Source organism: Pantoea deleyi (assembly GCF_022647325.1).
GTDB lineage: Bacteria > Pseudomonadota > Gammaproteobacteria > Enterobacterales > Enterobacteriaceae > Pantoea > Pantoea deleyi.
This window is the reverse complement of sequence record NZ_CP071405.1, coordinates 2,593,841-2,618,197: the sequence shown is the minus strand read 5'-3', so window position 1 is coordinate 2,618,197 and position 24,357 is coordinate 2,593,841. Positions and strand designations below refer to the sequence as shown.

General features: G+C 57.1%; 19 protein-coding genes. 9 read left to right on the top strand and 10 right to left on the bottom strand.

Translation table 11 applies throughout. From position 1 onward, the window contains the following. Window positions 1-6: 6 nt before the first annotated feature. From ldtD to J1C59_RS12375, 3 genes are all read left to right on the top strand, one after another. Window positions 7-1,818: a L,D-transpeptidase gene (ldtD, locus tag J1C59_RS12385; RefSeq protein WP_128085656.1), complete on the top strand. Its 1,812-nt coding sequence runs from the start codon at window positions 7-9 to the stop codon at window positions 1,816-1,818. Window positions 1,819-1,994: 176 nt separating this feature from the next. After that, a complete protein-coding gene (mepK, locus tag J1C59_RS12380) occupies window positions 1,995-2,543 on the top strand; it encodes a peptidoglycan L,D-endopeptidase MepK (protein ID WP_128085657.1) in 549 nt (182 codons plus the stop codon). Window positions 2,544-2,582: 39 nt separating this feature from the next. Beyond that, the gene (locus J1C59_RS12375) at window positions 2,583-3,212 is read left to right on the top strand and encodes an MBL fold metallo-hydrolase (protein WP_128085658.1); all 630 of its coding nucleotides are present in this window, start codon (window positions 2,583-2,585) and stop codon (window positions 3,210-3,212) included. Window positions 3,213-3,278: 66 nt separating this feature from the next. Here J1C59_RS12375 and J1C59_RS12370 read toward each other — a convergent pair whose 3' ends face one another. From J1C59_RS12370 to pncB, 4 genes are all read right to left on the bottom strand, one after another. Then, on the bottom strand, window positions 3,279-4,469 hold the full coding sequence (locus J1C59_RS12370; RefSeq protein WP_128085659.1) for an amino acid aminotransferase: 1,191 nt from the start codon (window positions 4,467-4,469) through the stop codon (window positions 3,279-3,281). A gap of 231 nt (window positions 4,470-4,700) precedes the next feature. After that, on the bottom strand, window positions 4,701-5,822 hold the full coding sequence (locus J1C59_RS12365; protein WP_277933477.1) for a porin: 1,122 nt from the start codon (window positions 5,820-5,822) through the stop codon (window positions 4,701-4,703). Between the two features lie 300 nt (window positions 5,823-6,122). Further along, the gene (gene asnS / locus J1C59_RS12360; RefSeq protein WP_128085660.1) at window positions 6,123-7,523 is read right to left on the bottom strand and encodes an asparagine--tRNA ligase; all 1,401 of its coding nucleotides are present in this window, start codon (window positions 7,521-7,523) and stop codon (window positions 6,123-6,125) included. Window positions 7,524-7,679: 156 nt separating this feature from the next. After that, the gene (gene pncB, locus J1C59_RS12355) at window positions 7,680-8,885 is read right to left on the bottom strand and encodes a nicotinate phosphoribosyltransferase (protein ID WP_140917171.1); all 1,206 of its coding nucleotides are present in this window, start codon (window positions 8,883-8,885) and stop codon (window positions 7,680-7,682) included. A gap of 243 nt (window positions 8,886-9,128) precedes the next feature. Between pncB and pepN the strand changes: the two genes are divergently transcribed. After that, complete coding sequence (gene pepN, locus J1C59_RS12350) at window positions 9,129-11,744, top strand: aminopeptidase N (protein ID WP_128085661.1); 2,616 nt, start codon at window positions 9,129-9,131, stop codon at window positions 11,742-11,744. A 41-nt stretch (window positions 11,745-11,785) separates the two neighbouring features. On the opposite strand, the gene ssuB is transcribed toward pepN, so the two are convergent. Genes ssuB through ssuE form a run of 5 tightly spaced genes read right to left on the bottom strand, consistent with a single transcriptional unit; the run spans window position 11,786 to window position 16,047 of the window. Continuing rightward, entirely contained in the window at window positions 11,786-12,574 is a 789-nt protein-coding gene (gene ssuB / locus J1C59_RS12345) for an aliphatic sulfonates ABC transporter ATP-binding protein (RefSeq protein WP_128085662.1), read from the bottom strand. Further along, entirely contained in the window at window positions 12,571-13,362 is a 792-nt protein-coding gene (gene ssuC, locus J1C59_RS12340; RefSeq protein WP_128085663.1) for an aliphatic sulfonate ABC transporter permease SsuC, read from the bottom strand. Before ssuC ends, ssuB begins: the two co-directional genes overlap by 4 nt. A 10-nt stretch (window positions 13,363-13,372) precedes the next feature. Beyond that, on the bottom strand, window positions 13,373-14,521 hold the full coding sequence (gene ssuD / locus J1C59_RS12335; RefSeq protein ID WP_140917172.1) for an FMNH2-dependent alkanesulfonate monooxygenase: 1,149 nt from the start codon (window positions 14,519-14,521) through the stop codon (window positions 13,373-13,375). Window positions 14,522-14,530: 9 nt separating this feature from the next. Further along, window positions 14,531-15,484 carry a sulfonate ABC transporter substrate-binding protein gene (locus J1C59_RS12330; protein WP_128084457.1) on the bottom strand — a complete coding sequence of 318 codons (954 nt, stop codon included), beginning with the start codon at window positions 15,482-15,484 and terminating at the stop codon, window positions 14,531-14,533. An 11-nt stretch (window positions 15,485-15,495) separates the two neighbouring features. After that, entirely contained in the window at window positions 15,496-16,047 is a 552-nt protein-coding gene (gene ssuE, locus J1C59_RS12325; RefSeq protein WP_128084459.1) for an NADPH-dependent FMN reductase, read from the bottom strand. 749 nt (window positions 16,048-16,796) lie between these two features. Here ssuE and J1C59_RS12320 point away from each other — a divergent pair. The 4 genes from J1C59_RS12320 to J1C59_RS12305 all read left to right on the top strand — a co-directional run bounded on the left by J1C59_RS12320 (window position 16,797) and on the right by J1C59_RS12305 (window position 21,021). Then, window positions 16,797-17,777 carry a glycosyltransferase family 2 protein gene (locus tag J1C59_RS12320; protein WP_128084456.1) on the top strand — a complete coding sequence of 327 codons (981 nt, stop codon included), beginning with the start codon at window positions 16,797-16,799 and terminating at the stop codon, window positions 17,775-17,777. Between the two features lie 101 nt (window positions 17,778-17,878). Further along, the gene (locus tag J1C59_RS12315) at window positions 17,879-19,180 is read left to right on the top strand and encodes a flippase (RefSeq protein WP_128084455.1); all 1,302 of its coding nucleotides are present in this window, start codon (window positions 17,879-17,881) and stop codon (window positions 19,178-19,180) included. A gap of 134 nt (window positions 19,181-19,314) precedes the next feature. After that, the gene (gene pyrD, locus J1C59_RS12310; RefSeq protein ID WP_128084454.1) at window positions 19,315-20,325 is read left to right on the top strand and encodes a quinone-dependent dihydroorotate dehydrogenase; all 1,011 of its coding nucleotides are present in this window, start codon (window positions 19,315-19,317) and stop codon (window positions 20,323-20,325) included. Between the two features lie 153 nt (window positions 20,326-20,478). After that, window positions 20,479-21,021, top strand: coding sequence for a cell division protein ZapC (locus tag J1C59_RS12305; RefSeq protein WP_128084453.1), 543 nt, complete (start codon window positions 20,479-20,481; stop codon window positions 21,019-21,021). Here J1C59_RS12305 and J1C59_RS12300 read toward each other — a convergent pair whose 3' ends face one another. Further along, the gene (locus J1C59_RS12300; protein ID WP_128084452.1) at window positions 21,022-22,131 is read right to left on the bottom strand and encodes a YcbX family protein; all 1,110 of its coding nucleotides are present in this window, start codon (window positions 22,129-22,131) and stop codon (window positions 21,022-21,024) included. Between the two features lie 111 nt (window positions 22,132-22,242). On the opposite strand from J1C59_RS12300, the gene rlmKL reads away from it, so the two are divergent. Next, a complete protein-coding gene (rlmKL, locus tag J1C59_RS12295) occupies window positions 22,243-24,357 on the top strand; it encodes a bifunctional 23S rRNA (guanine(2069)-N(7))-methyltransferase RlmK/23S rRNA (guanine(2445)-N(2))-methyltransferase RlmL (protein WP_128084451.1) in 2,115 nt (704 codons plus the stop codon).

Sequence of the window (24,357 nt, the reverse complement as noted above, 5' to 3'; positions counted from 1 at the left end):
GCAGGGATGTTGCTGGTAAAAAAGGTTAATCATCATCGCGTTGTATCATTGTTAGCGCTGGCGCTAACCGCTGTTCCATTTACGCTACCACAGGCCGCGATTATCGCTGCACTGCCCGGCAAAACGCATGCGGCACTCTCCGTCTCTGAAAGTCAGCAACGTATCCGCCAGGCTTTTTCCGGCGCCGATCAGCCGTTTTATCAGGCGCCGCTGGCGGCGCTCTACGCCTCACGCAATATGCAGCCGCTCTGGCAGGATACTCAGGCGGTGGAGAAGTTTCAGCAGCAGCTGGCCGAGGTGGCGCTGTCCGGCGTTCAGCCGCAGTTCACCCGCTGGATTGAACGTCTGACTAACCCGGCGATTTCCGGGTTTGCGCGGGATGTCACGCTCTCTGATGCGATGCTGGGTTATCTGCAGTTCGTCTCCAGCGTCCCGACCCAGGGGGAAACCTGGCTCTACAGCAACGTTCCCTACCGACTGACGCAGCCGTCGGTTGCGGTGGTCAATCAGTGGCAGAATGCGGTCAATGCGGGAGCGGCCAGCCACTTTATCGCCTCACTGCAGCCGCAGCATCCCCAGTATAAGCTGATGCACGCCGCGCTGAAGACGCTGCTCAGCGACCGGCAGCCCTGGCCGCAGCTGAAAAGCAGTGAAACGCTGCGTCCGGGTCAGGTCAGCGCTGATGTACCGGCGCTGCGGGAAATATTGCAGCGCAGCGGCATGTTAACGGCGCAGGTGAATGCACCGGCACCCGATGACGATGCGGTGCCGGTCGCCTCTTCGCCGGTAACGCACAGCGACCAGCCGGTGGCGGTCAGCCCGTCTGCCGCGCCGATCAGCAATCTGATTTCCCCTGCACCGCAGTCGCCCGGCAACGTCCAGAGTCAGACGCTGGAAGGCAACACGGCCAATATTTACGATGAGACGCTGGTGGCGGCGGTGAAGCGCTTCCAGCAGTGGCAGGGACTGGATGGCGATGGCGCTATCGGTGCCAGAACGCGGCAGTGGCTCAACGTCTCCCCGCAGATGCGCGCCTCGCTGCTGGCGCTGAATATTCAGCGACTGCGTCTGCTGCCGGACGATATGCACAACGGCATCATGGTCAACATCGCCAACTACTCGCTGATCTACTACAACAACGGCAACAAGATTCTCTCCTCGCGGGTTATCGTCGGGCGTCCCGATCGTAAAACGCCGTTGATGCGCAGCGCGCTGAATAATGTGGTGCTGAATCCGCCGTGGAACGTGCCGACGACGCTGGTGCGCAAGGATATCATTCCCAAAGTGAAGCAGGACCCGACCTATCTCTACAAGCATGGCTACACTCTGCTGTCGGGCTGGAGCGCGGACGCCGAAGTGATCGATCCCAGCATGATCGACTGGCGTATGGTGACCGCCTCTTCGTTTCCTTACCGGCTGATTCAGGCACCGGGTGAGGCCAACGCGCTGGGGCGTTATAAATTCAATATGCCCAGCTCGGATGCGATCTATCTGCATGACACGCCCAACCATAACCTGTTCCAGCGCGATATTCGTGCGCTCAGCTCAGGCTGTGTGCGGGTGAACAAGGCCTCCGAACTGGCGGGTCTGCTGCTGCAGGATGCAGGCTGGAATGACTCCCGCATCTCCAGCACCCTGAAAGAGGGCGATACGCGCTATGTGCCGATTCGCCACCGCATACCGGTCAATCTTTACTATCTGACGGCATGGGTCGCGGATGATGGCAAACCGCAGTTCCGCACAGATATTTACAATTATGATGATACGGCGCGTTCGGGCAGCCAGGCGCTGAGCCGCGCAGAGCAATTGCTGCTCTAGTGATTGATTTTGCATCGTTAGCGGTGCAGGGAGAAGAGGCAGCCAGAGGCGATCCCGGTGCGGGTCGCCTCGCAAACTGCGGGCAGGTGGGTTGACGCTCCACTGAGAGAAAGTTATGGTTCGGCCTGTGCGCTTTTTGCACATGACTATGGCTTGACTCTCAGGTAATCCGCTACATGTCTACTATTGATTCTTTTCGTCGCAAACTACTGCTCTGCAGTAGCGCCGCCGCCGGACTGGCACTCCTGCCAGCTTCTGCCAGGGCCTCGCTTTCAACGTCTCGTCCGCGTGTGCTGATGCTCAATAACCTTCACACCGGTGAAACCCTTAAAACTGAATTTTTTAATGGTAAGAGTTACGACAAGGATGAGTTGTCACGATTAAATCACTTTTTCCGGGACTATCGCGCCAACAAAGTAAAAAGCATCGACCCCCATCTGTTTGACCAAATCTTCCGTCTGCAGGCCCTGCTGGGCATGCGCAAGCCGATCCAGCTGGTGTCGGGCTATCGCTCTCTGGCCACCAATAACATGCTGCGCGAGAGCGGACCTGGGGTCGCCAAGCACAGCTATCACACCAAAGGTCAGGCGATGGATTTTCATATTGAAGGGGTTTCGTTAGCGAATGTACGCAAAGCGGCGTTATCTCTGCGCGCCGGTGGTGTAGGATATTACCCCCGCAGTAACTTTGTGCACATTGACACCGGGCCGGTCAGGCACTGGTAACGACACCGGCAACGCTGCGTGAGCCGGTCATGGAGCGTTATGAATTATCACATTATTCCTGTTACAGCCTTTGCTCAGAACTGTTCCGTTATCTGGTGCGAGACCACGCGTGAAGCCGCGCTGGTCGACCCCGGCGGCGATGCTGAACTGATTAAGCAAACGCTGGAACAGCTTAGTCTCAAACCCGCTCAGATCCTGCTGACGCATGGCCATCTGGATCATGTCGGGGCCGCCGTGGAGCTGGCCGCCTTCTATGACGTTCAGATTGTGGGGCCGCAAAAGCGCGATGCTTTCTGGCTGGAAGCGTTGCCCACGCAGAGCCGGATGTTCGGACTGGAAGAGTGCGCGCCTTTTACCCCCGATCGCTGGCTGGAAGAGGGCGAGAGCGTGCAGGTCGGTCTGACCACGCTGGAGGTGCTGCACTGTCCGGGACACTCGCCCGGACATGTTGTGTTCTTTGATCGTCCATGGCGCTTGCTGATCTCCGGTGACGTCATTTTCAATGGCGGCATCGGGCGCACTGACTTCCCGCAGGGCGATCATCAGCAGTTAATCGCGGCTATCCGCAGCAAACTGCTGCCGCTGGGCGATGATGTGACGTTTCTGCCCGGTCACGGCCCGATCTCCACGCTGGGTCATGAACGCATCAGCAACCCTTTCCTGCAGTAAAAAAACGCCTTTTTCCTGCCATAAAAAAATGGGCCATCCGGCCCATTTTTTGTTTCGTCGTCTGCGTTACAGCACGGCGACAATCGCTTCACACAGCGCCGACATATTGTCTGGCGTCATGCCCGCCACGTTCACGCGGCCTGAGTTGACGGCATAGACGCCAAACTCTTCCCGCAGGCGGATCACCTGTTCTTTGGTTAAGCCGCTGAACGAGAACATACCGTTCTGTTTAATAATAAAGCTGAAATCGCGCTGTGCGCCTTTTTCCGCCAGGGTGTTTACAAACAGCTGACGCATGCGCTGGATGCGCTGACGCATATCCGACAGCTCCTGTTCCCAGATCGTGCGCAGCGTGTCATTGCCCAGGATCGTGGCGACCACCGCCGCACCATGCGCTGGCGGGTTAGAGTAGTTGGAGCGGATCGTATATTTCACCTGGCTGAACGCGGTATCGGCTACGCCCGCCTCCGCGGCCACCAGCGTGATGGCACCCACACGCTCGTTGTAGAGACCAAAGTTCTTGGAGTAAGAGCTGGCGACAATCAGCTCCTGATGTGAGGCGGCAAAGATGCGCAGACCCTCTGCGTCTTCCTCCAGACCACGGGCAAAGCCCTGGTAGGCGAAATCGAATAACGGCAGCCAGCCATTGGCCTGAGAGAGCTGCGCCAGCTGTTGCCACTGCTCTGCTGTCGGGTCAATCCCGGTCGGGTTATGGCAGCAGCCGTGGAACAGCACCACATCACCTGGCTGAACCTGCTGCAGCGACGCGATCATCCCTTCAAAGTCCAGCGAATGGGTTTCTGCGTCGTAATAGTGATAGTCACAGACTTCAAGACCGGCGGCTTTAAACACATTGTGATGATTTGGCCAGGTTGGATTGCTGATCCAGACCCGCTTCACCGTGGTCTGCGTAGCAAGAAAATCGGCTGCAACACGCAGTGCGCCTGTACCGCCCGGCGTCTGCGCGGTGCGCGCGCGGCTGGCGGTAATCAGGGGGCTCTGGTTGCCGAACAGCAGGGCCTGCGTGCAGCGGGCGAAATCCGCCAGACCATCAATGCTGAGATAGTTTTTTGTGGTTTCGTTTTCCAGCAGGTATTGCTCAGCCTTTTTAACACTGGTCAGCACCGGGGTCTTGCCGGTTTCGTCTTTATAAACGCCGATACCCAGATTGATTTTTTCAGGGCGGTCGTCGGCACGAAACAGATCGGCCAGCCCAAGAATAGGATCGGCGGGTGCAGCAGAGATCGATTCAAACATGTGTCAGGTCCATTAGCGTGAACTTAAGCAAGAGGACTCTCAGGTTAGCGCCCGACCGGGCAAATGCCAACCGTTTGCGAGACAAATTCCTGCATTTTGCGCTGCAGATGACGAGAGGAACAAACCAGAATGAAGAAGCACGGGGAAAGGTGGCGTAAAACGCGGATATCTCAAATCGCAGCCATAAAAAAACGGGGCCTGAGCCCCGTTTTTCAACATGCTGAAGCAGGATTAGAACTGGTAAACGATACCAACACCCACCACGTCGTCTGTGTTCAGATTCAGGCGGTTGTTATCATCCAGCTGGTTGATTTTGTAATCAACGTAGGTAGACATGTTTTTGTTGAAGTAGTAAGTCGCGCCAACGTCGAAGTATTTGTACAGGTCAGCATCGCCGATACCTTCGATATCTTTGCCTTTCTGCTGTACGTAAGCCAGGGATGGACGCAGACCGAAGTCGAACTGGTACTGAGCAACTAACTCAATAGTCTGAGTTTTGTTAATGGTGGCATTTGCTGAAGCAGTAGTGTTAGGTGTGGTACCAGGAATGGTAGCGGTAAAGTATGAAGAGTTACGGCCTTCACCATACATTGCTGCCAGGTAAACGTTGTTCGCATCATATTTCAGCGCGGTTGCCCAGTTCTCAGCACGTTTGCCCTGTCCGATTACGTTACCATTGACATCAGTAACACCTGCTGCCTGTGAATCAGTACGGTCGCTGCTGCTGTAAGCACCTACGATACCAACACCAATTGGTGAGGTGTAGCTGGTTGATACGCCCCAGCCGTCGCCGTTAGCACGAGTAGTATCAGTACGGTCATTTTTACCCTGATACTGAACTGCGAAGTCCCAGCCATCAACCAGGCCGAAGAAGTTGGTGTTGCGGTAGGTCAGCAGACCAGTGCTGCGGCCGTTCAGGAAGTTGTCTGAGCTGCCCCAGTCACCACCGAACACTGGCAGCATATCGGTCCAGCCGATTGCATCGTAAACCAGACCGTAGTTACGGCCGTAGTCGATTGAGCCGGCATCGCCGAATTTCAGACCGGCAAAGCCCAGACGGGTTTTGGTACCGTCACGTGCGTCATCACCTTCAGATTTGTTGGCCTGAACGTTGTATTCCCACTGGCCGTAACCGGTCAGCTGATCGTTGATCTGAGTTTCGCCTTTGAAGCCGAAGCGAACATAAGAGTTATCGCCGTCATCGCCTGCACTGTCAGAGAATGTGTGACGTGCGTCGACTTTACCGTACAGGTCCAGTTTGTTGCCGTCTTTGTTATAGATTTCGGCAGCATTGGCGGCGCCGGCGGCTAACAGAGCAGGGATAACCACTGCAAGAATATTGCGCTTCATCATTATTCATTACCCTCATTGGAGTTATTTGTACACCTGCCACTGCCGTCAGGAAATCTTTACGGAACCCTGAGCGAAGTTTGGTGTCTTCCTGTGTCTGCACGCATCTTTCCATCCCCCCCGCCGTAATTCTAGCGCGAAAATGCTACTAAACTCGTAATCTGGTTTCTAAAGGAAAATATGTATTACAAAATGTAAAAAACACGGAACTTTGTGAGACATCTCAAAATTTACAAAAATAAAAAAAGGCCGGCAGTGCCGACCTCTTTATATATATGAATTTCTTATATTTAATGCTGAAACTTAGAAACTCGCGTTGCGTGGGGTACGCGGGAAGGGGATAACATCCCTGACATTCTGTACGCCGGTAACATAGGCGATTAAACGTTCAAAGCCCAGGCCGAAACCAGAATGTGGCACGGTACCGTAGCGACGCAGGTCACGATACCACCAGTAATCTTCTTTATTCAGCCCCATCTCTTCCAGACGCGCATCCAGCACATCCAGACGCTCTTCACGCTGTGAACCGCCGATGATCTCACCGATGCCTGGCGCCAGAACATCCATCGCTGCCACGGTTTTGCCATCGTCGTTCAGACGCATATAGAACGCCTTGATGTCTTTCGGATAGTTTTTCACCACTACCGGTGCTTTGAAGTGTTTCTCAGCCAGATAGCGTTCATGCTCAGACGAGAGGTCGATGCCCCAGGAAACCGGGTTTTCGAAGCTCTGGCCGCAGTTCATCAGGATCTCGACCGCATCGGTGTAGTCGACCTGCGCGAAATCGGTGGTAATGAAGCGCTGCAGGCGTTCTACCGCTTCTTTGTCGACGCGCTCGGCGAAGAAGGCCATATCATCGGCGCGCTCTTCCAGTACCGCGTTAAAGACATACTTCAGCATGGCTTCCGCCAGGTCGGCCGCATCATCCAGCGAGGCAAACGCAATTTCCGGCTCCAGCATCCAGAATTCCGCCAGATGACGGCTGGTGTTGGAGTTCTCTGCGCGGAACGTCGGGCCGAAGGTGTAAATTTTCGACAGCGCGCTGGCGTAGGTTTCGCCGTTCAGCTGACCCGAGACGGTCAGGAACGCCTCTTTACCAAAGAAATCTTCGCTGAAGTCAACTTTGCCCTGATCGTTACGCGGCAGGTTTTCCAGATCCAGCGTGGAAACACGGAACATTTCCCCGGCACCTTCGGTATCGGAGGCGGTAATCAGCGGGGTAGAGACCCAGAAATAGCCGTTCTCATGGAAGAAGCGGTGCAGCGCCTGCGCCAGCGTGTGACGGACGCGGGCGACCGCACCGATCAGATTAGTGCGCGGACGCAGGTGCGCCACTTCACGCAGATATTCGATGCTGTGGCGTTTCGCCGCCATCGGGTAGCTGTCAGGATCTTCGACCCAGCCCACCACTTCCAGGCCGGTCGCCTGAATCTCAAACGCCTGGCCCTGACCCGGCGAGGCCACCACTTTACCGGTGACGATAACGGAACAGCCTGTGGTCAGACGCAGCACTTCATCCTGATAATTATTCAGAGAATTATTGACGACAGCCTGAACGGGATTAAAGCAGGAGCCATCATAGACGGCGATGAAGGAAAGACCGGCTTTTGAATCTCTTCGGGTACGCACCCAACCACGTACGGTGACTTCACTGTCAACCGCGACGCGACCGTGCAGTACATCCGCTACAGGCACTACGCTCATAAATATCTCTCTATATAGAAGAAGTGAGTAAAAAGTTGCCCCATCCGGGGTTTTGCTATGTTACTTGCGAGTCTTCAGGAAACAAGCAAAATTCAGGGGGAAAGCGGATTTATTACAGCAGAGGCGGGGCGTATCAACGCCCCGATTAAGAGGGATTCAGCTCGCTTTTTTCACCAGAGGCAGATCAAAGGCTTTGCGCAGGGCGCGGACAAAGGCTTTATCCTGGCAGATTGTTTTGCCCGGACTGTCGGAGAGCTTCGCGACCGGCTTGCCGTTGCACTGCACCAGCTTGATCACGATATTCAGCGGCGTCACGCCCGGTATGTCGCAGGTCAGGCGGGTGCCGATGCCGAACACCACGTTGGTTCGCTGACCAAAATGACGATAGAGCGCCAGCGCTTTGTCGAGGTTCAGGTTGTCTGAAAAAACCAGGTTTTTGCTGAGAGGATCGATACCGAGTTTCTGATAGTGGGCGAGCGCTTTCTCTCCCCATTCGACCGGATCGCCCGAGTCGTGGCGCAGCCCCTGATAGCGGCGGGCGAAGACCGGCCCGAAATCGCGCAGGAACGCATCCATTGCAATACAGTCCGTCAGGGCAATGCCCAGCTGATCATCATACTCATCCAGCCAGGCCTGCAGCGCCGCCCGCTGGCTGTTGGCCAGCACCGGGCTGATCTGCTGAAACGCCTGGAACCACTCATGCGCCTGAGTGCCCACCGGCGTCAGCGACAGACGACGCGCCAGATCATAGTTGCTGGTGCCAATCAGCCACGGAAAGTCCTGCTTCAGCGTGGAGACGATCGCTTCCTGCACATCCTGCGAATAGCGGCGACGGGTGCCGAAATCCATCAGGCGGAAGCGTGACATATCAAGATCGGCAACCCCGGTTTTAAAGGCGCTGAGTTTCTGGTGCAGATGGTCGACGGCCTGCTGGGTGGTGACCTGCGGCGTGCGATGACGGTGCACGATCTCGCTGATCAGCGCCAGTAACGGCACTTCCCACATAATCACTTCACGCCACGGCCCCTGGATGCGGATATCCAGCATGCCGTGATGATTGCGTACCTCAACCTGCTCCGGGTTATAACGGAACTGGCGCAGCCAGCTGAGGTAATCCTGCTGGAAGAAGGGAAGGTGGGATAACCAGGTCGCTTCGTCATCAGTCAGCGCCAGATCCTGCATTGCGGAGATCGCGTCACGAATTTCGTCAGCGTAGAGACCCAGCAGTTCGTCGCCGCGGCAGCGAAACTCCGCCTTCACCGTGACGTCATGATAACGGTGGAAAACGGCCTGCTGCATATGGAGCTTATAGGCGTCCGTATCCAGCAGCGAGGTCAGTATCGGGGAAGCATGTCCTGTCATGGCGCGTTTCAGCATCCTGTTCGGTGGCGCAGAGCCCGGTGTTGTACACAGTCATAAAGACGCAGAAGTATAATTCACTATCTGAAGCCGATCACAGCATATTTCAGTCGGTCGGGTCGAGGCCAATCTGTGCCTTTGTTAACAAACTGTAGCCATTTAATCATTCCGGTGCTTTGTGCGTGGCAAGCTTGTAGTAACAAGCTTAGACTTTGCCGGTAAACTTATAACAACGCGAGACGCAATATGACGCAACAGCCCCAAATCAAGTATCGCCACGACTACCGTGCGCCCGATTACACCATCACTGACATCGATTTAACCTTTGAGCTGGATGCGTCGACCACGCGGGTCACGGCCATCAGCCAGGTTAAACGACTGGGCGACAGCCAGGCTGAGCTGCGTCTGGACGGCGAAGATTTAACGCTGATTGCGCTGGAGATCGACGGGCAGCCCTGGACCGCTTACCGGGAAGAAGAGGGCGCGCTGATTGTCAGCCAGCTGCCGGACAGCTTCACCCTGAAAATCGTCAACGACATTCATCCGGACCAGAACACCGCGCTGGAAGGGCTCTATAAATCGGGCGAGGCGCTCTGCACCCAGTGCGAGGCGGAGGGCTTCCGTCATATTACCTGGTATCTCGATCGGCCGGACGTCCTGGCCCGCTTCACCACCACTATTTATGCCGACGGCGAGCGTTATCCATTCCTGCTCTCCAACGGCAACCGTATCGACAGCGGCCGCGATGAGCAGGGCCGCAGCTGGGTGAAGTGGGAAGATCCGTTCCCGAAACCCTGCTACCTGTTTGCGCTGGTGGCGGGCGATTTCGACGTACTGCGCGACAGCTTCACCACCCGTTCCGGCCGTGATGTGGCCCTGGAGATCTTCGTCGATCGCGGCAATCTGGATCGTGCGGACTGGGCGATGACCTCGCTGAAAAACAGCATGAAGTGGGATGAGGAGCGTTTCGGCCTGGAGTATGACCTCGACATCTTTATGATTGTAGCGGTCGACTTCTTCAATATGGGCGCGATGGAGAACAAAGGGCTGAACGTCTTCAACGCCAAATATGTGCTGGCGAAAGCGGAGACGGCGACGGATAAAGATTATCTGGGGATTGAAGCGGTCATCGGCCACGAATATTTCCACAACTGGACCGGCAACCGCGTGACCTGCCGCGACTGGTTCCAGCTCAGTCTGAAAGAGGGGCTGACGGTGTTCCGCGATCAGGAGTTCAGTTCCGATCTGGGGTCGCGCGCGGTAAACCGCATCGACAACGTGCGCATCGTGCGCGGTGCGCAGTTCGCCGAAGATGCCAGCCCGATGGCGCACCCGATCCGTCCGGATCAGGTCATGGAGATGAACAACTTCTACACCCTGACGGTGTATGAGAAAGGATCGGAAGTGATCCGCATGATGCACACCCTGCTGGGCGAAGAGAATTTCCAGAAGGGCATGACGCTCTACTTTGATCGTCACGACGGCAGCGCCGCCACCTGCGACGATTTCGTGCAGGCGATGGAAGATGCCTCAAACGTGGATCTCTCGCAGTTCCGCCGCTGGTACAGCCAGTCGGGCACGCCTGTGCTGACGGTGCGCGACGATTATAATCCGGAGCTGGAGCAGTATACGCTGCACGTCACGCAGCACACCCCGGCGACCGCCGATCAGAAAGAGAAGCTGCCGCTGCACATTCCGCTGGATATCGAACTCTACGACGGCGAAGGTAAGGTGATTCCGCTGCAGAATAACGGGCATCCGGTCTCTTCGGTGCTGAATGTCACCGAAGAGTTCCAGACCTTTATCTTCGACAACGTCTACTTCCAGCCGGTGCCATCGCTGCTGCGTGAATTCTCTGCGCCGGTGAAGCTCGACTATAAATGGAGTGATGCGCAGCTGACCTTCCTGATGCGCCACGCCCGCAACGACTTCTCCCGCTGGGATGCGGCGCAGAGCCTGCTGGCAACCTATATCCGGCTGAATGTCGCCCGCTATCAGCAGGGCCAGCATCTGTCGCTGCCGCTGCATGTGGCCGACGCCTTCCGTGCGGTGCTGCTTGATACCGACAGCGACCCGGCGCTGACCGCGCTGATCCTGACGCTGCCGTCAGAGAACGAGATTGCCGAACTGTTCGATACCATCGATCCGCAGGCGATTGCGCTGGTGCGCGATGCGCTGCAGCGTACACTGGCCCGCGAACTGGCCGATGAGTTCTTTGCCATCTACAACGCCAATCAGCAGCCTGAATACCGCGTGGAACATCACGCGATCGGCCAGCGCAGCCTGAAAAATGTCTGCCTGACCTATCTTGCCTTCAGCGATGCGCAGCTGGCGGATAAGCTGGTGCAGACGCAGTATGAGCAGGCGACTAACATGACCGATGCGCTGGCGGCGCTTTCTGCGGCCGTGGCGGCACAGCTGCCGTGTCGTGATGCGCTGCTGGCAGCTTACGATGAGCGCTGGCATCAGGATGGTCTGGTGATGGATAAGTGGTTTGTGCTGCAGGCAACCAGCCCGGCCGCGAACGTGATGCGCAACGTGCGTAATCTGCTGAACCATCGCTCTTTTACCATGGGCAACCCGAACCGCGTTCGCTCGCTGATTGGTGCGTTTGCCTCCGCGAACCCGGCAGCATTCCATGCCCGGGATGGCAGCGGCTATAAGTTCCTGGTCGAGATGCTCACCGATCTGAACAGCCGCAACCCGCAGGTCGCGGCGCGGATGGTGGAGCCGCTGATCCGTCTGAAACGTTACGACGAAGAGCGTCAGGCGCTGATGCGTCAGGCGCTGGAGCAGCTGCTGGCGCTGGATAAGCTCTCCGGTGACCTCTACGAGAAAATCAGCCGGGCCCTGAACGCCTGATAGCAAAAAGGCGGAGCGTCTGAGACGGCCTCCGCCTTTTTTTAGCGCTGCTGCGCGTAACGCACCGGGGGGGCCGATGCCGTACGCTGCATCACCCGCTCCAGTACCTCCGCCTCCAGCTCTGCCAGCCGCGCCGATCCGCGTCGCCGTGGACGTGGCAAATCCACCTGCAGATCCAGCCCGATCTCCCCCTCTTCGATCAACAGGACCCGATCCGCCATCATGACGGCTTCGCTGACATCGTGGGTGACCAGCAACACGGTAAAGTGATGCTGCTGCCACAGCGACTCTATCAGGCCCTGCATTTCAATGCGGGTCAGGGCATCCAGCGCGCCCAGCGGTTCATCCAGCAGCAACAGACCAGGCCGGTGGATCAGGGCTCTGGCCAGCGCCACGCGCTGTTTCTGGCCGCCGGAGAGCGCGGCGGGCCATTCGTCAGCCCGATCCGCCAGTCCCACCGCCGACAGCGCTTCCATCGCCGCGCTGCGCCATTCGCGTCCGCGCAGGCCAAGCCCGACATTGTCGATGACCTTCTTCCACGGCAGCAGCCGCGCATCCTGAAACATCAGACGGGTATCGTCACGCGCTGACGCCAGCGGCGCATTGCCTGCCAGCAGTTCACCGCTCGTACTCTGCTCCAGCCCGGCCAGCAGGCGCAGCAGGGTACTTTTGCCGCAGCCACTGCGCCCCACCACGGCCACAAACTGACCGGAAGGAATATGCAGGTCGATGCTGTTGAGAATGGTGCGATTGCCGTAGCGTTTACTGACGCCGTTCACGCCAACCGGCGTACCGCTGTTCAGGCGGGCCGGTGAGAAAGTCTGGCTCATGCGTTCTCCTCCTTCAGTTGATAAGCGGGATGCCAGCGCAGCCAGACACGTTCCAGCAGCAGTGCGGCGACGTCCGCCAGTTTGCCGAGCAGGGCATAGAGAATAATGGCGACAACGACCACGTCGGTCTGCAGAAACTCACGGGCGTTCATGGCCAGATAGCCGATCCCCGCATTCGCGGAGATCGTCTCGGCGACAATCAGCGTCAGCCACATCAGCCCCAGCGCAAAACGCACTCCCACCATGATGTTGGGCAGCGCACCGGGCAGGATCACCTGAATAAACAGGCTCCAGCCGGAAAGCCCGTAGCTGCGCGCCATCTCGACCAGCCCGCGATCGATATTACGGATGCCGTGATAGGTATTGAGGTAGATAGGGAACAGGGTACCCAGCGCCACCAGAAAAATTTTGGCCGACTCATCAATGCCGAACCAGAGGATCACCAGCGGGATCAGGGCCAGATGCGGCACATTGCGCAGCATCTGTATCGAAGTATCCAGCAGGCGCTCACCGGTTCTGGAGGTGCCGGTAATCAGCCCAAGCACCAGGCCGATTGAACCGCCGATGCTGAAGCCGATCAGCGCCCGCCAGCTGCTGATCGCCAGATGCTGCCACAGTTCGCCGCTGGCGGTGAGTTGCCAGAAGGTGGTCACGATTTTTTCCGGGGCGGGCAGAATGCGGTTCGACAACCAGCCGGTCTGCGAGGCGATCTGCCACACCACGACCAGCACTATCGGCAGCAGCCACGGCACCAGCGTATCGGCAAGGCGTTTTCGGGTTCGGGCCATTCTCCTCTCCTTAGCCGCGGGCGACTTTTTTCTCAGGGGTGAAATCGTTGGCGACTGCTTCACCGTGCGCCTGAACCACGCGCGGCTGAGGCACCAGCGGAACCTGCAGATCAAGATGCGGGAACAGCAGCTCGCCGACGCGGTAAGCCTCTTCCAGGTGCGGATAGCCGGAGAGGATAAAGGTCTCAATGCCCAGCGCTTCATACTCTTTAATGCGGGCGGCGACGGTCGGGCCATCGCCAACCAGTGCCGTGCCGGCGCCGCTGCGCACCAGTCCCACGCCAGCCCAGAGGTTCGGGCTGATCTCCAGTTTGTCGCGGCGACCGCCATGCAGCGCGGCCATGCGGCGCTGACCCACAGAGTCTGCGCGCTGGAACGCCGCCTGCGCCTTCGCGATAGTGGCGTCATCGACATTGGCAATCAGCCGGTCGGCGGCCTGCCAGGCTTCTTCATTCGTTTCCCGCACAATCACATGCAGCCGGATGCCGAAGCGCACCGTCCGGCCCTGCGCCGCCGCTTTAGCGCGCACCTGATCAATCTTCTCTTTCACCTGGGCAGGGGGCTCGCCCCAGGTGAGATAAACGTCGACCTGTTCCGCCGCCAGCGCCTGCGCCGGTTCAGACGATCCGCCGAACCAGAGCGGCGGGCGAGGCTGCTGCACAGGCCTGAACATCAGTCGCGCCCCGCGAACCTTCACATGTTTGCCTTCGTAATCGACGGTTTCGCCTTCCAGCACCCGGCGCCAGACGCGGGTAAACTCGGCCGACTCCGCATAGCGCTCGCGGTGATCGAGGAATACCCCATCGCCCGCCAGCTCTTCCGGATCGCCGCCGGTGACCAGGTTGAAGAGTGCCCGGCCGTTGGAGAGGCGATCCAGGGTCGCGGCCTGACGCGCCGCCTGGGTCGGTGAAATCACGCCCGGACGCAGTGCCACCAGGAACCGCAGACGCTGCGTCACGGGGATCAGCGAGGCGGCAACCAGCCACGCATCTTCGCAGGAGCGGCCGGTGGGGATCAGGACGCCACCAAAGCCAAGCCGGTCAGCGGCCTGGGCCACCTGCTGCAGATAGGCGTGGTCAACCGGACGGGCGCCTTCAGCGGTGCCGAGATAGTGGCCGTCGCCATGCGTCGGCAGAAACCAGAAAATGGATACGCTCATTGTTGCTCCTTATTGCGTTACGGTATGCGGTTGCCAGAGTCGATCCTGGATCGTCACTTTTACGGGCAACAGATGATTGGCATAGAAGAGGTCAGCGGTGCGCTGCTGCGCCGCGGCCGTTTCGGCACTGACCGGCGAAATCCGGGTCGGTGGCCGGTGGCTGAGATAGCTGGCGATGACCGGTTCAGGCAGGCCCATCGCCTGCGCCAGCAGCGTGATGCTCTGCTGCGGCTGGCTGATTGTCAGCGCGTCGGCCTCGCTGAAGGTGTTGAGCACCTTCTGGATAAATGCACCGTGCGCCTCGGCATAGCGGCGGGTCGCCAGATAGAAGGAGCCGGTCAGGTTAAGTGAACTGCCATCCGTCAGCAGGCGCGAATTGCCCTGCAGCAGGACTGAAGAGTAGTAGGGGTCCCAGATCGCCCAGGCATCCACGTTACCCTGCTGGAAGGCGGCGCGGGCATCGGCTGGCGTCAGATAGACCGGCGTGATGTCTTTAAAGCTCAGACCCGCCTGCTGCAGGGCGCGCAGCAGTAAGTTGTGAGAGCTGGAGCCCTTCTGGAATGCCACTTTCTTCCCTTTCAGATCGGCGACCTGTTTCAGGGGGCTGCTTTTGGGCACCAGAATTACTTCGGCTTTGGGTTTGGGCGGCTCCGAGCCGACATAGAGCAGATCCGCGCCTGCGGCCTGCGCAAACAGCGGCGGCAGATCGCCGGTACTGCCGAGATCGATGCTGTTAACGTTCAGCGCTTCCAGCATCTGTGGCCCCGCCGGGAACTCAATCCATTTAATCTGCGTATGGGGGAAACGTGTCTCCAGCAGATGGTGCGACTTTGCCAGCACCATGCTCACCGACCCCTTCTGATAGCCGATGCGAATCTCCGCCGGATCGGACCCGGCGGCCTGAACCTGAAGGCCAGCCAGTAACAGCCCCGCGACCAGCCACTTCCCTAATCTCTGCTTCATGACGCTTTTCCTTATACCGCCTGCGCGACGGGGTGGTGGTGACGGGTCAGTGCCAGCCAGAAGGCGGCGACGGCTTCATCCAGACGCTGAGACAGGGCATCCTGCAGCTCGGGCTGACGGTCATAGTGATTAATCTGATGATCCTCGGCGTAGACGCCATGCAGGATCTCCTGCGCTTTTAAGGCGTTGAGCACCGGCTTCAGCGCGTAGTCCATCGCCAGCATGTGACCGGCGCTGCCGCCACTGGCCAGCGGTAACACGACTTTATGTTCCAGCGCGCGCTCAGGCAGCAGGTCGAGCAGCGTCTTGAGCGCACCTGAAAATGAAGCTTTGTAGATCGGGGTCGCTACGATCAGGCCATCGGCTGACGCCAGATCTTCACGCAGCGCCAGCAGCGCAGGCGCGTCGAATCGGGCATTGATCAGATCGTCTGGCTGGAAGTTGTGGATATTCCAGGGAATGACTTCAACGCCACGGGCCTCAAGCTTGTGCTGACAGAGGGTCAGCAGAGAGGTTGAGCGGGAGGGGAACCGTGGGCTGCCTGCCAGCGTAATAACTCGCATCATCACTCCTTATAACTAAAAGTTATTGATTATCAAATGTTGAGAACTAATGTGCTCATACTGTCAGAGCAGGGGGGCGCGCTTAAATGATTTATCCGGCAAAGCAAGGGTGAAATCTGCAAATAGGCGTGGCCAGGGCTGAAGGGCACCGCTGTGCTTACGATTATTCTTAAATCAGGCACGGACAGGCCGACGATTCATTAAAAGGGATGATATGAGATGTGCAAAAATCCGCTGCGAGGAGAAAAATCGCGTTTTCGTCTGATTGCCTAATGCTTTTTTTTGGGTGCAGAAACACTTTAAAACGAAGCGGCAGAGAAAACAGGCCGGTCAAGCAGCCAGAAATCAGCGCTGGTGTGAAGAGAGTGGCGGAATATTAAGAGAAATCGCAGGACGCATACTGTAATAAAAGTGAAGGAGTTGTGATTTTTTTCACCCATTCAGATATTCGTTTACGCTTTTCGCCAGCTGGTTACATCTGACTGGTCGGGCTATTTTAAATCGAACCTCAACGCTTTTAACATTATTATGCGTTATAGATGCACTTTGGTTAACAGTGAGATGCACGCGGCGCGTTGAGAGTTTTTTTTGCGACTGGTCTTTTTTCGGATAACCGGTTTAAGATAATCAGGCTCAACTCAGTCAGTCATAATAACAGAGCCGTACTCTTTTCGACGTTTCGCCGCGGGTCAGGTCCTGCATCTGGCAGGTGAATCGTATTGTCATTTTCTAACAGCAGAGAATTGCACATGTCTGACATCCTGTTATCCGTTATTATTCCCACTTACAATGTTGAGAAATATATTGTTGAGTGCGTCGACTCTCTATTACGTCAGGTCAAAGCGCCCAATGAAATCCTCATTGTGAATGACGGTTCCACCGACAGAACGCTGGCGTTGCTTGAACAGAATTATGCACATCTGCCGCAGGTGAAAATAATTACGACGGAAAACGCCGGTGCCGGTCATGCCCGGGATGTGGGAATCGACGCGGCCCGCGGTCAGTTCCTCTTCTTCTGTGACCCGGATGATGTGGTGACGGACGGGCTGGTTACTGAACTGGCGATTGTCGCGGAAAAACATCCGGAAACGGACCTGTTCTGCTTTAACTCCTCTGTCTATCGCGACGGTCAGATCGAGGTGACCTCGCCCAAAGTGCGGCACGATATCTTTGGCCAGCAGAAGCCGCAGGAGGTCCTGTTACATCTGTTGCGGAATGGCCGATATACCTCGGCGGCCTGGAGTTATATTGTCAGTAAGCGGGTTGTTGAGCAGCACAAATTACGCTTTGTGAAACGCGTGCATGAAGATCATAACTTTACCCTGTCCGCCTTTATCAAAAGTCAGCAGGCCTGGGTCAGTCGCCACGTCTATTATAAGCAGCGTATCCGTCACGGTTCACTGACCAACAGTACCAAAAGTAATGAGTTTTTTTACCAGCGCTATGACGCATTTATGCACGCCTGGAATACCTTAACCGGTTCGCAGGTGAAATCTGCGTGGCGCAGTCAGCTGGAAAAAGCCTATTTAGTGCATTCGTTTCGCCTGATGATCTATTTATCACTCTACAACGGTACCCCGGTGCCGGAATATGTGATTAATGCCATCCGCTTTATGGGGCAGAATGTAAAAACAGAGAACTTCAAAGAGTGGCTACTGTTCAACCGGCCTGAACTGTTTATTACGCTGCAGCACTACAAGGTTAAAAAAGAGCTGAAGCGCGCCGCCTGATTCTGAAAATCAGCCTGATTCTGAAAAGTGTGAAGCAATATTGTTTATGCCTTTGCGAAATGAGAAGGTGAGACATGCAATGTGTATAAGGTTGTTGCGTCATGGCAAAAGTACTTGATAAAAGTCTGGTAATTAATATTTTCTCGCTGCTGGCTTATCGCGGCGCGTCGTTCCTGTTTCCGCTGGCCACGCTGCCCTATCTTGCCCGCGTGCTGGGGGTAGAGCAGATGGGGACGCTGGCGCTGGCCATCGCCTGCGTGCTCTATTGCAGTACCATTTCAGACTGGGGATTCAATGTCTTTACCACCAAAGACATTGCGCATCATCGTGATGACAAGGAGCGCGTCAGTCAGCTCTTCTGGTCAACGTTTAATGCCAAGCTGATGCTGCTGGTGCTCACCAGCGGCACGCTGCTGACCGCGACCTGGTTCAATCCCGCCTGGCATCCGCTGTTCTTTATTATTCTGGCGAACTGCACCACGCTGATTGGTTCACTCTTCTCCTTTGGCTGGCTGATGCAGGGGTTTGAGAAGCTGGGTAAGACGGCGATGATCGCCACCTTCGGCAACTTCTGCGCCATTCCACTGACCTTCCTGCTGGTTAAATCCCCGCAGGATACCTGGCTGGCCGCCCTGATTCCGGGAACGGTCTCGATCATCAGCGCGGCGATCACCCTGAAATTCGTGCTGGAGATGAAGGTCATTGGCCGCTATCGCTTTGAGCCGCGCGAAATCCGGCAGCGTATCACCGACAGCCTGGATGTTTTTATCGCGATTGCCGGTGCGAACCTGTTCAACAGCGTTAACGTGGTGATCCTCGCCTCCTTTACCTCAACCTATATGGTCGGGATCTACAACGGTGCAGACCGCCTGCGTAAAGCGGCGAACTCGGTCCCGGAGCAGATCGGCAGCGCTTTCTTCCCGCGCGTCAGCCATCTCTTTGGTCGCGATAAACGTGCCGCGATAGCGGCGACGCGCAAAAGCCTGCTGCTCTCCTTCGGGCTGAGTCTGTCGATTGTGATCTTTACCTGGGTCTTTGCCGATCTCGTGGTCTCTATTCTGCTGGGGAAAGACTTTATTCCGTCGGCGGATGTGCTGCGCGTCTTTGTGCTCTGCTTCCTGTTCGGCAATGTCGCTTACCCGGCGGGCTTACAGATCCTGATCCCTCACGGCCTGGCTCGCCAGCGTATGTGGGTGATGATGGCCGCAGGCGTGATTAACGTGCCGCTGTGCTGTTTCCTGGCGTGGAAGTTCGGGGCGATCGGTGCGGCCTGGTCGATGGTCGGCGCGGAAGCCTTTGTCTGCTTCGGCATCTTTGCCATCATGCATCGTCACGGCATCCTGCGTGAATACCTGTTTCCCGCTGAGGTGAAAAGTCAGCCGGTAAACGATTCCGCCGCGTAAGATCAAAGCAATTTACGTTAAGTTTCACTATCCCAGTCGTTCGATTTACTTTTGCGCCAGAGCACTTTACCATTCTGGCGCACAATTTCCCGTGCACCGACTTTAACGATTGCTTCCGTCTTTCAGGAGAGTGCATGTTTTATCCTATCGTCCGACCGGCGCTGTTTAAACTCGACCCCGAACGCGCACACGAACTCACCTTCAGGCAGCTGCGCTTCATGAAGGGCACCCCGCTGGAGATGTTCTATCGCCAGACTCTTCCGTCGCATCCCGTCACCTGTATGGGACTTACCTTTAAAAATGCGCTTGGCCTGGCCGCAGGTCTGGATAAGAACGCCGAATGCATCGATGCCTTTGCGGCGATGGGCTTTGGTTTTGTTGAAGTCGGCACCGTCACGCCCCGCGCGCAGGCGGGAAATGAGAAGCCGCGAATGTTTCGTCTGGTCGAAGCGGGCGGCATTATTAACCGGATGGGCTTTAATAATCTGGGCGTTGACCATCTGGTTGAGAATGTGAAAAAAGCGCGTTTCAACGGCGTGCTGGGTATCAATATCGGCAAAAATAAAGATACGCCGGTCGAGCAGGGAAAAGAGGATTATCTGATCTGCATGGAGAAGGTGTATGCCCACGCCGGTTATATCGCCATCAATATCTCCTCGCCCAACACCCCAGGCCTGCGTTCGCTGCAATATGGCGAGGCGCTCGACGATCTGCTCGCGTCCATTAAACAGAAACAAAAAGCGCTGGAGCAGCGTCATCTTAAATATGTGCCGGTGGCCGTAAAAATCGCGCCCGATCTCTCGGAAGAGGAGTTAATTCAGGTCGCGGACAGTTTAGTCCGCCATCAGATCGACGGCGTGATTGCCTGCAATACCACGCTGGATCGTTCGCTGGTAAACGGTCTCAGACATGCGCAGGAAGAAGGTGGGCTGAGCGGACGGCCAGTCCAGTCGCGCAGCACCGCGGTCATTCAGCGCCTCTCTCAGGAACTGCAGGGCCGTCTGCCGATCATCGGCGTGGGCGGCATTGACTCGCTGACTGCCGCGCGGGAAAAAATTGCCGCAGGCGCAACGCTGGTGCAGATTTATTCAGGCTTTATTTATCAGGGGCCAGGATTAATTAAAGACATCGTCACCCATCTCTAAGACAATTCTCACAATGACCGGCCGGGGGGTTTATTTATCCCCCTGGCTCGTTTATATTTTGTCCTGTTGCACGCTTTTTCAGCTTTTTCCTTATATTTCTTTTTCGCTGAATTCTGCGCGATGTCTGGCGCAGCCGTAAATACAGGGCACAGGATGAACATTAAACCCGACGATAACTGGCGCTGGTATTTCGACAGCAGTCACGACCGAATGATGCTCGATCTGGCAGACGGGATGCTTTTTCGTTCCCGCTATTCGCGCAAGATGCTGACGCCGGATGCTTTCAGCGACACCGGTTTTTGTGTCGATGATGCCGCCCTCTATTACACCTTTGACGAAACCTGCCGGCAGTGCAGACTCAGCGGCAGCCATCGCGCGGAGCTGGTGCTGAATGCGCTGGTCGCCGCCCGTTTCCTGAAACCCCTGATGCCTAAAAGCTGGCACTTTGCCGCCTACGCGCCAGCGATGCAGCCGCGCGCCGGTGAAATGGTGCAGGTCACGCTGGCCGACGAGGGCGAGCAGGCCCGGTTGCTGGTGGTGGAGAGTGGTCACAACGCCGCGCTCTGTCTGCTGGCGCAGCCGGGATTGACGCTGGCGGGTAAAAGCATGGTGCTCGGCGATGCCATCAAGGTGATGAACGATCGCCTGCAGCCCTGGTATGAGGATGCCGCGCCGCACTACGCCCGGGCGGTCTGATTATCGCAGTTTGACGTCGCCCGCCGGAATGCAGCTGCAGCTCAGCAGCGTGCCGTCCGGACGCACGACGCCCTGTTTCAGGGCTTTAACCTCACCAGCCACCAGATTCAGCCGGCAGCTGCCGCAGAGTCCTGCCCGACAGGAGTAGGGGATGCGAAAGCCCTGCATCTCCAGCTGATCCAGCAACACCTGCTGATTATCCCCGGTAAACGACTGACCCTGAAAGGTGATGGTGACGGCGTCAGGTGCCTGACGTTCAGGTTGTAACCTTTCTGCCACGCTGCCTGCGCCATACGCGCGCGGTGTATGACGCTTCAGGATCTGCATCTCATCACCGGCTCGCACCACACCGCTGTTACGCGCAATCAGGTTCAGACCAAAATCGATATCCCCGCTCTCATCCTGCGCCGTGCGGAACGTCTGGAGCGTGGCCAGCGGATGCCCGTCGTGATGCTTGCGCCCGCTCTCTGGGCTCACCGTGGTCAGTACGCAGCGGCTGCAGGGCTTGGTTACCTCGAAGATCACGTCGCCAATCTGTATCTCTGCCCAGCTGTCTTCATCCCAGGCGGTTGCGCCGCTGACGACCAGATTCGGCCGGAACTGTTCAACGCGAACGCTGGCCGGGCAGCGCTGCTGCAGATCGTGCAGCGAGGCACTGTTAACCAGCAAAAACGGGAAGCCATCGGCGAAGCTGAGCGGAATATGATCCCAGGCTTTGACCCGGCGGGTGGGTTGCGGGCCGATCCAGCGCAGCTCGACCGCGCGCGGAAAGAACTGACTCAGCCACTGATTGATCGCCGCCGGGGCGATGCGGGCGGTGAAACGGTTGCCCCAGACTTCGGTGGGGTGCGCCTGGTCGGCGAAATCGCTGAAGCGGATCAGGGCGTGACTGCCATCGGGGGCGGTCAGCGACAGGCCGTCTGGTAAAAGCGCGGGCGTAAAGCGCACCATCTCCGGATACTGTCGTGCGGTAATAAAGGTGCCGTCGGTTTCTGTCACCATAAACAGCCGATCAAAGGCCAGCCCGCTGTCAGAGACCTGCGCATGCGACAGCGCCAGCCCTCGCATCGACTTTACCGGATGAATAAATAAGCGGGAAAGCGTGATCATGGTGTTCTCCTTGAAACCCGACGCGCAACACAAAAGAAGCTAACTTTATGACATAGGTCTCCGATTCGCTATAATGCGCGACAATTTTCTCAAGAGTTAAAAAGTGACGATATGAATTCTCTGTTTGCCAGCACGGCGCGTGGGCTCGAAGAGCTGTTAAAAAGTGAGCTGGACGCGCTGGGCGCGCAGGATTTGCAAGTGGTGCAGGGAGGCGTTCACTACGAAGCCGACGATCGCGTCATGTATCAGAGCCTGATGTGGAGCCGTTTAGCATCACGCATCCTGTTGCCGCTGGGAGAGTTCGGCGTCTACAGCGATCTCGATCTCTATCTGGGTGTGCAGAGCGTGGACTGGCCGTCGCTGTTCAGCAACGACAAAACCTTTGTCGTGCATTTCAGCGGCACCAACGAATCCATCCGTAACAGCCAGTTCGGTGCGCTGAAAGTAAAAGATGCGATTGTGGACAGCTTTACCCGCCAGAATCTTGAACGCCCGGATGTTGACCGCGAGCAGGCCGATATCCGAATCAACGTCTGGCTGAACGGCGACCGCGCCAGCCTTGCGCTGGACCTCAGCGGCAGTTCGCTGCATCAGCGTGGCTATCGTCAGCAGACCGGCCAGGCACCGCTGAAAGAGAACCTGGCGGCGGCGATCGTCCTGCGTTCCGGCTGGGAACCCTCCACGCCGCTGATCGACCCGATGTGTGGTTCGGGCACGCTGCTGATTGAGGCCGCGCTGATCGCCAGCGATCGCGCACCGGGCCTGCTGCGCAAACACTGGGGCTTCACCGCCTGGAATCGCTTCGATGCGGCGCTGTGGCAGGCGGTGAAAACCGAGGCGCAGAGCCGTGCACGGGCCGGCACCGCCGCTACGCAGGCGCGCTTCTTTGGCTATGATAACAATGGCCGGGTGCTGGAATGGGCGCAGGCGAACGCCCGCCGTGCCGGTGTCTTTGAGCTGTTCACGTTTGCACAGCAGGATCTGCTGAAGCTGACCAACCCGGTCGATGCGACCGTTCACGGCACCGTGCTGAGCAACCCACCTTACGGTGAACGTCTGGAGAGCGAGCCTGCCCTGATTGCCCTGCACAGCCAGCTTGGCCGTCTGATGAAGCAGCACTTCGGCGGCTGGAATCTCTCGCTGTTCAGCGCCTCGCCGGAGCTGCTGAGCTGCCTGCAACTGCGTGCCGATCGCCAGTTTAAAGCCAAGAACGGCCCGCTGGATTGCGTACAGAAAAACTATCAGCTGGCGGTTAACAGCAGCGAAAATGCCGGCCAGATTGCGGAAGATTACGCTAACCGTCTGCGTAAAAACGTTAAGAAGCTGGAGAAGTGGGCGCGTCAGGAAGGCATTGAGTGCTACCGTATTTACGACGCCGATCTGCCAGACTACAACGTTGCGGTGGATCGTTATGCGGACTGGGTGGTGATTCAGGAGTACGCGCCACCGAAGACCATCGATCCCAACAAAGCCCGTCAGCGCCTGTTCGACGTGATCAGCGCGACGCTGAGCGTGCTGCAGCTGCCTGCCGATCGTCTGATCATGAAAACGCGCGAGCGTCAGAAAGGCAAAGCGCAGTATCAGAAGCTCAACGAGAAAGGCGACTACTTCGAAGTTAAAGAGTTTACTGCGCGCTTCTGGGTGAACCTGACCGACTATCTCGACACCGGTCTGTTCCTCGATCACCGCATCGCCCGCAAAATGCTCGGTCAGATGAGCCAGGGCAAAGATTTCCTTAACCTGTTTGCCTACACCGGCTCCGCCAGCGTGCACGCCGGTCTGGGTGGCGCGCGGTCAACCACGACTGTGGATATGTCGCGCACCTATCTGGAGTGGGCGGAGCGCAATCTGCGCCTTAACGGCCTGACCGGGCGTCAGCATCGTCTGATGCAGGCGGACTGTCTGAGCTGGCTGAACGAAAGTGATGAGAACTTTGACCTGATCTTTATCGATCCGCCAACCTTCTCCAACTCAAAACGTATGGAAGAGAGCTTCGACGTCCAGCGCGATCATATGATGCTGATGCGTAACCTGAAGCGTCTGCTGCGTCGCGGCGGCACCATCATGTTCTCCAACAACAAACGCGGTTTTAAAATGGACATGGATGGCCTGAAAGCACTGGGCCTGCAGGCGCAGGATATTACCCAGAAAACACAGTCGCAGGACTTCGCACGTAACCGTCAGATTCACAACTGCTGGCTCATCACCCATGCCGGTAAGGAATAA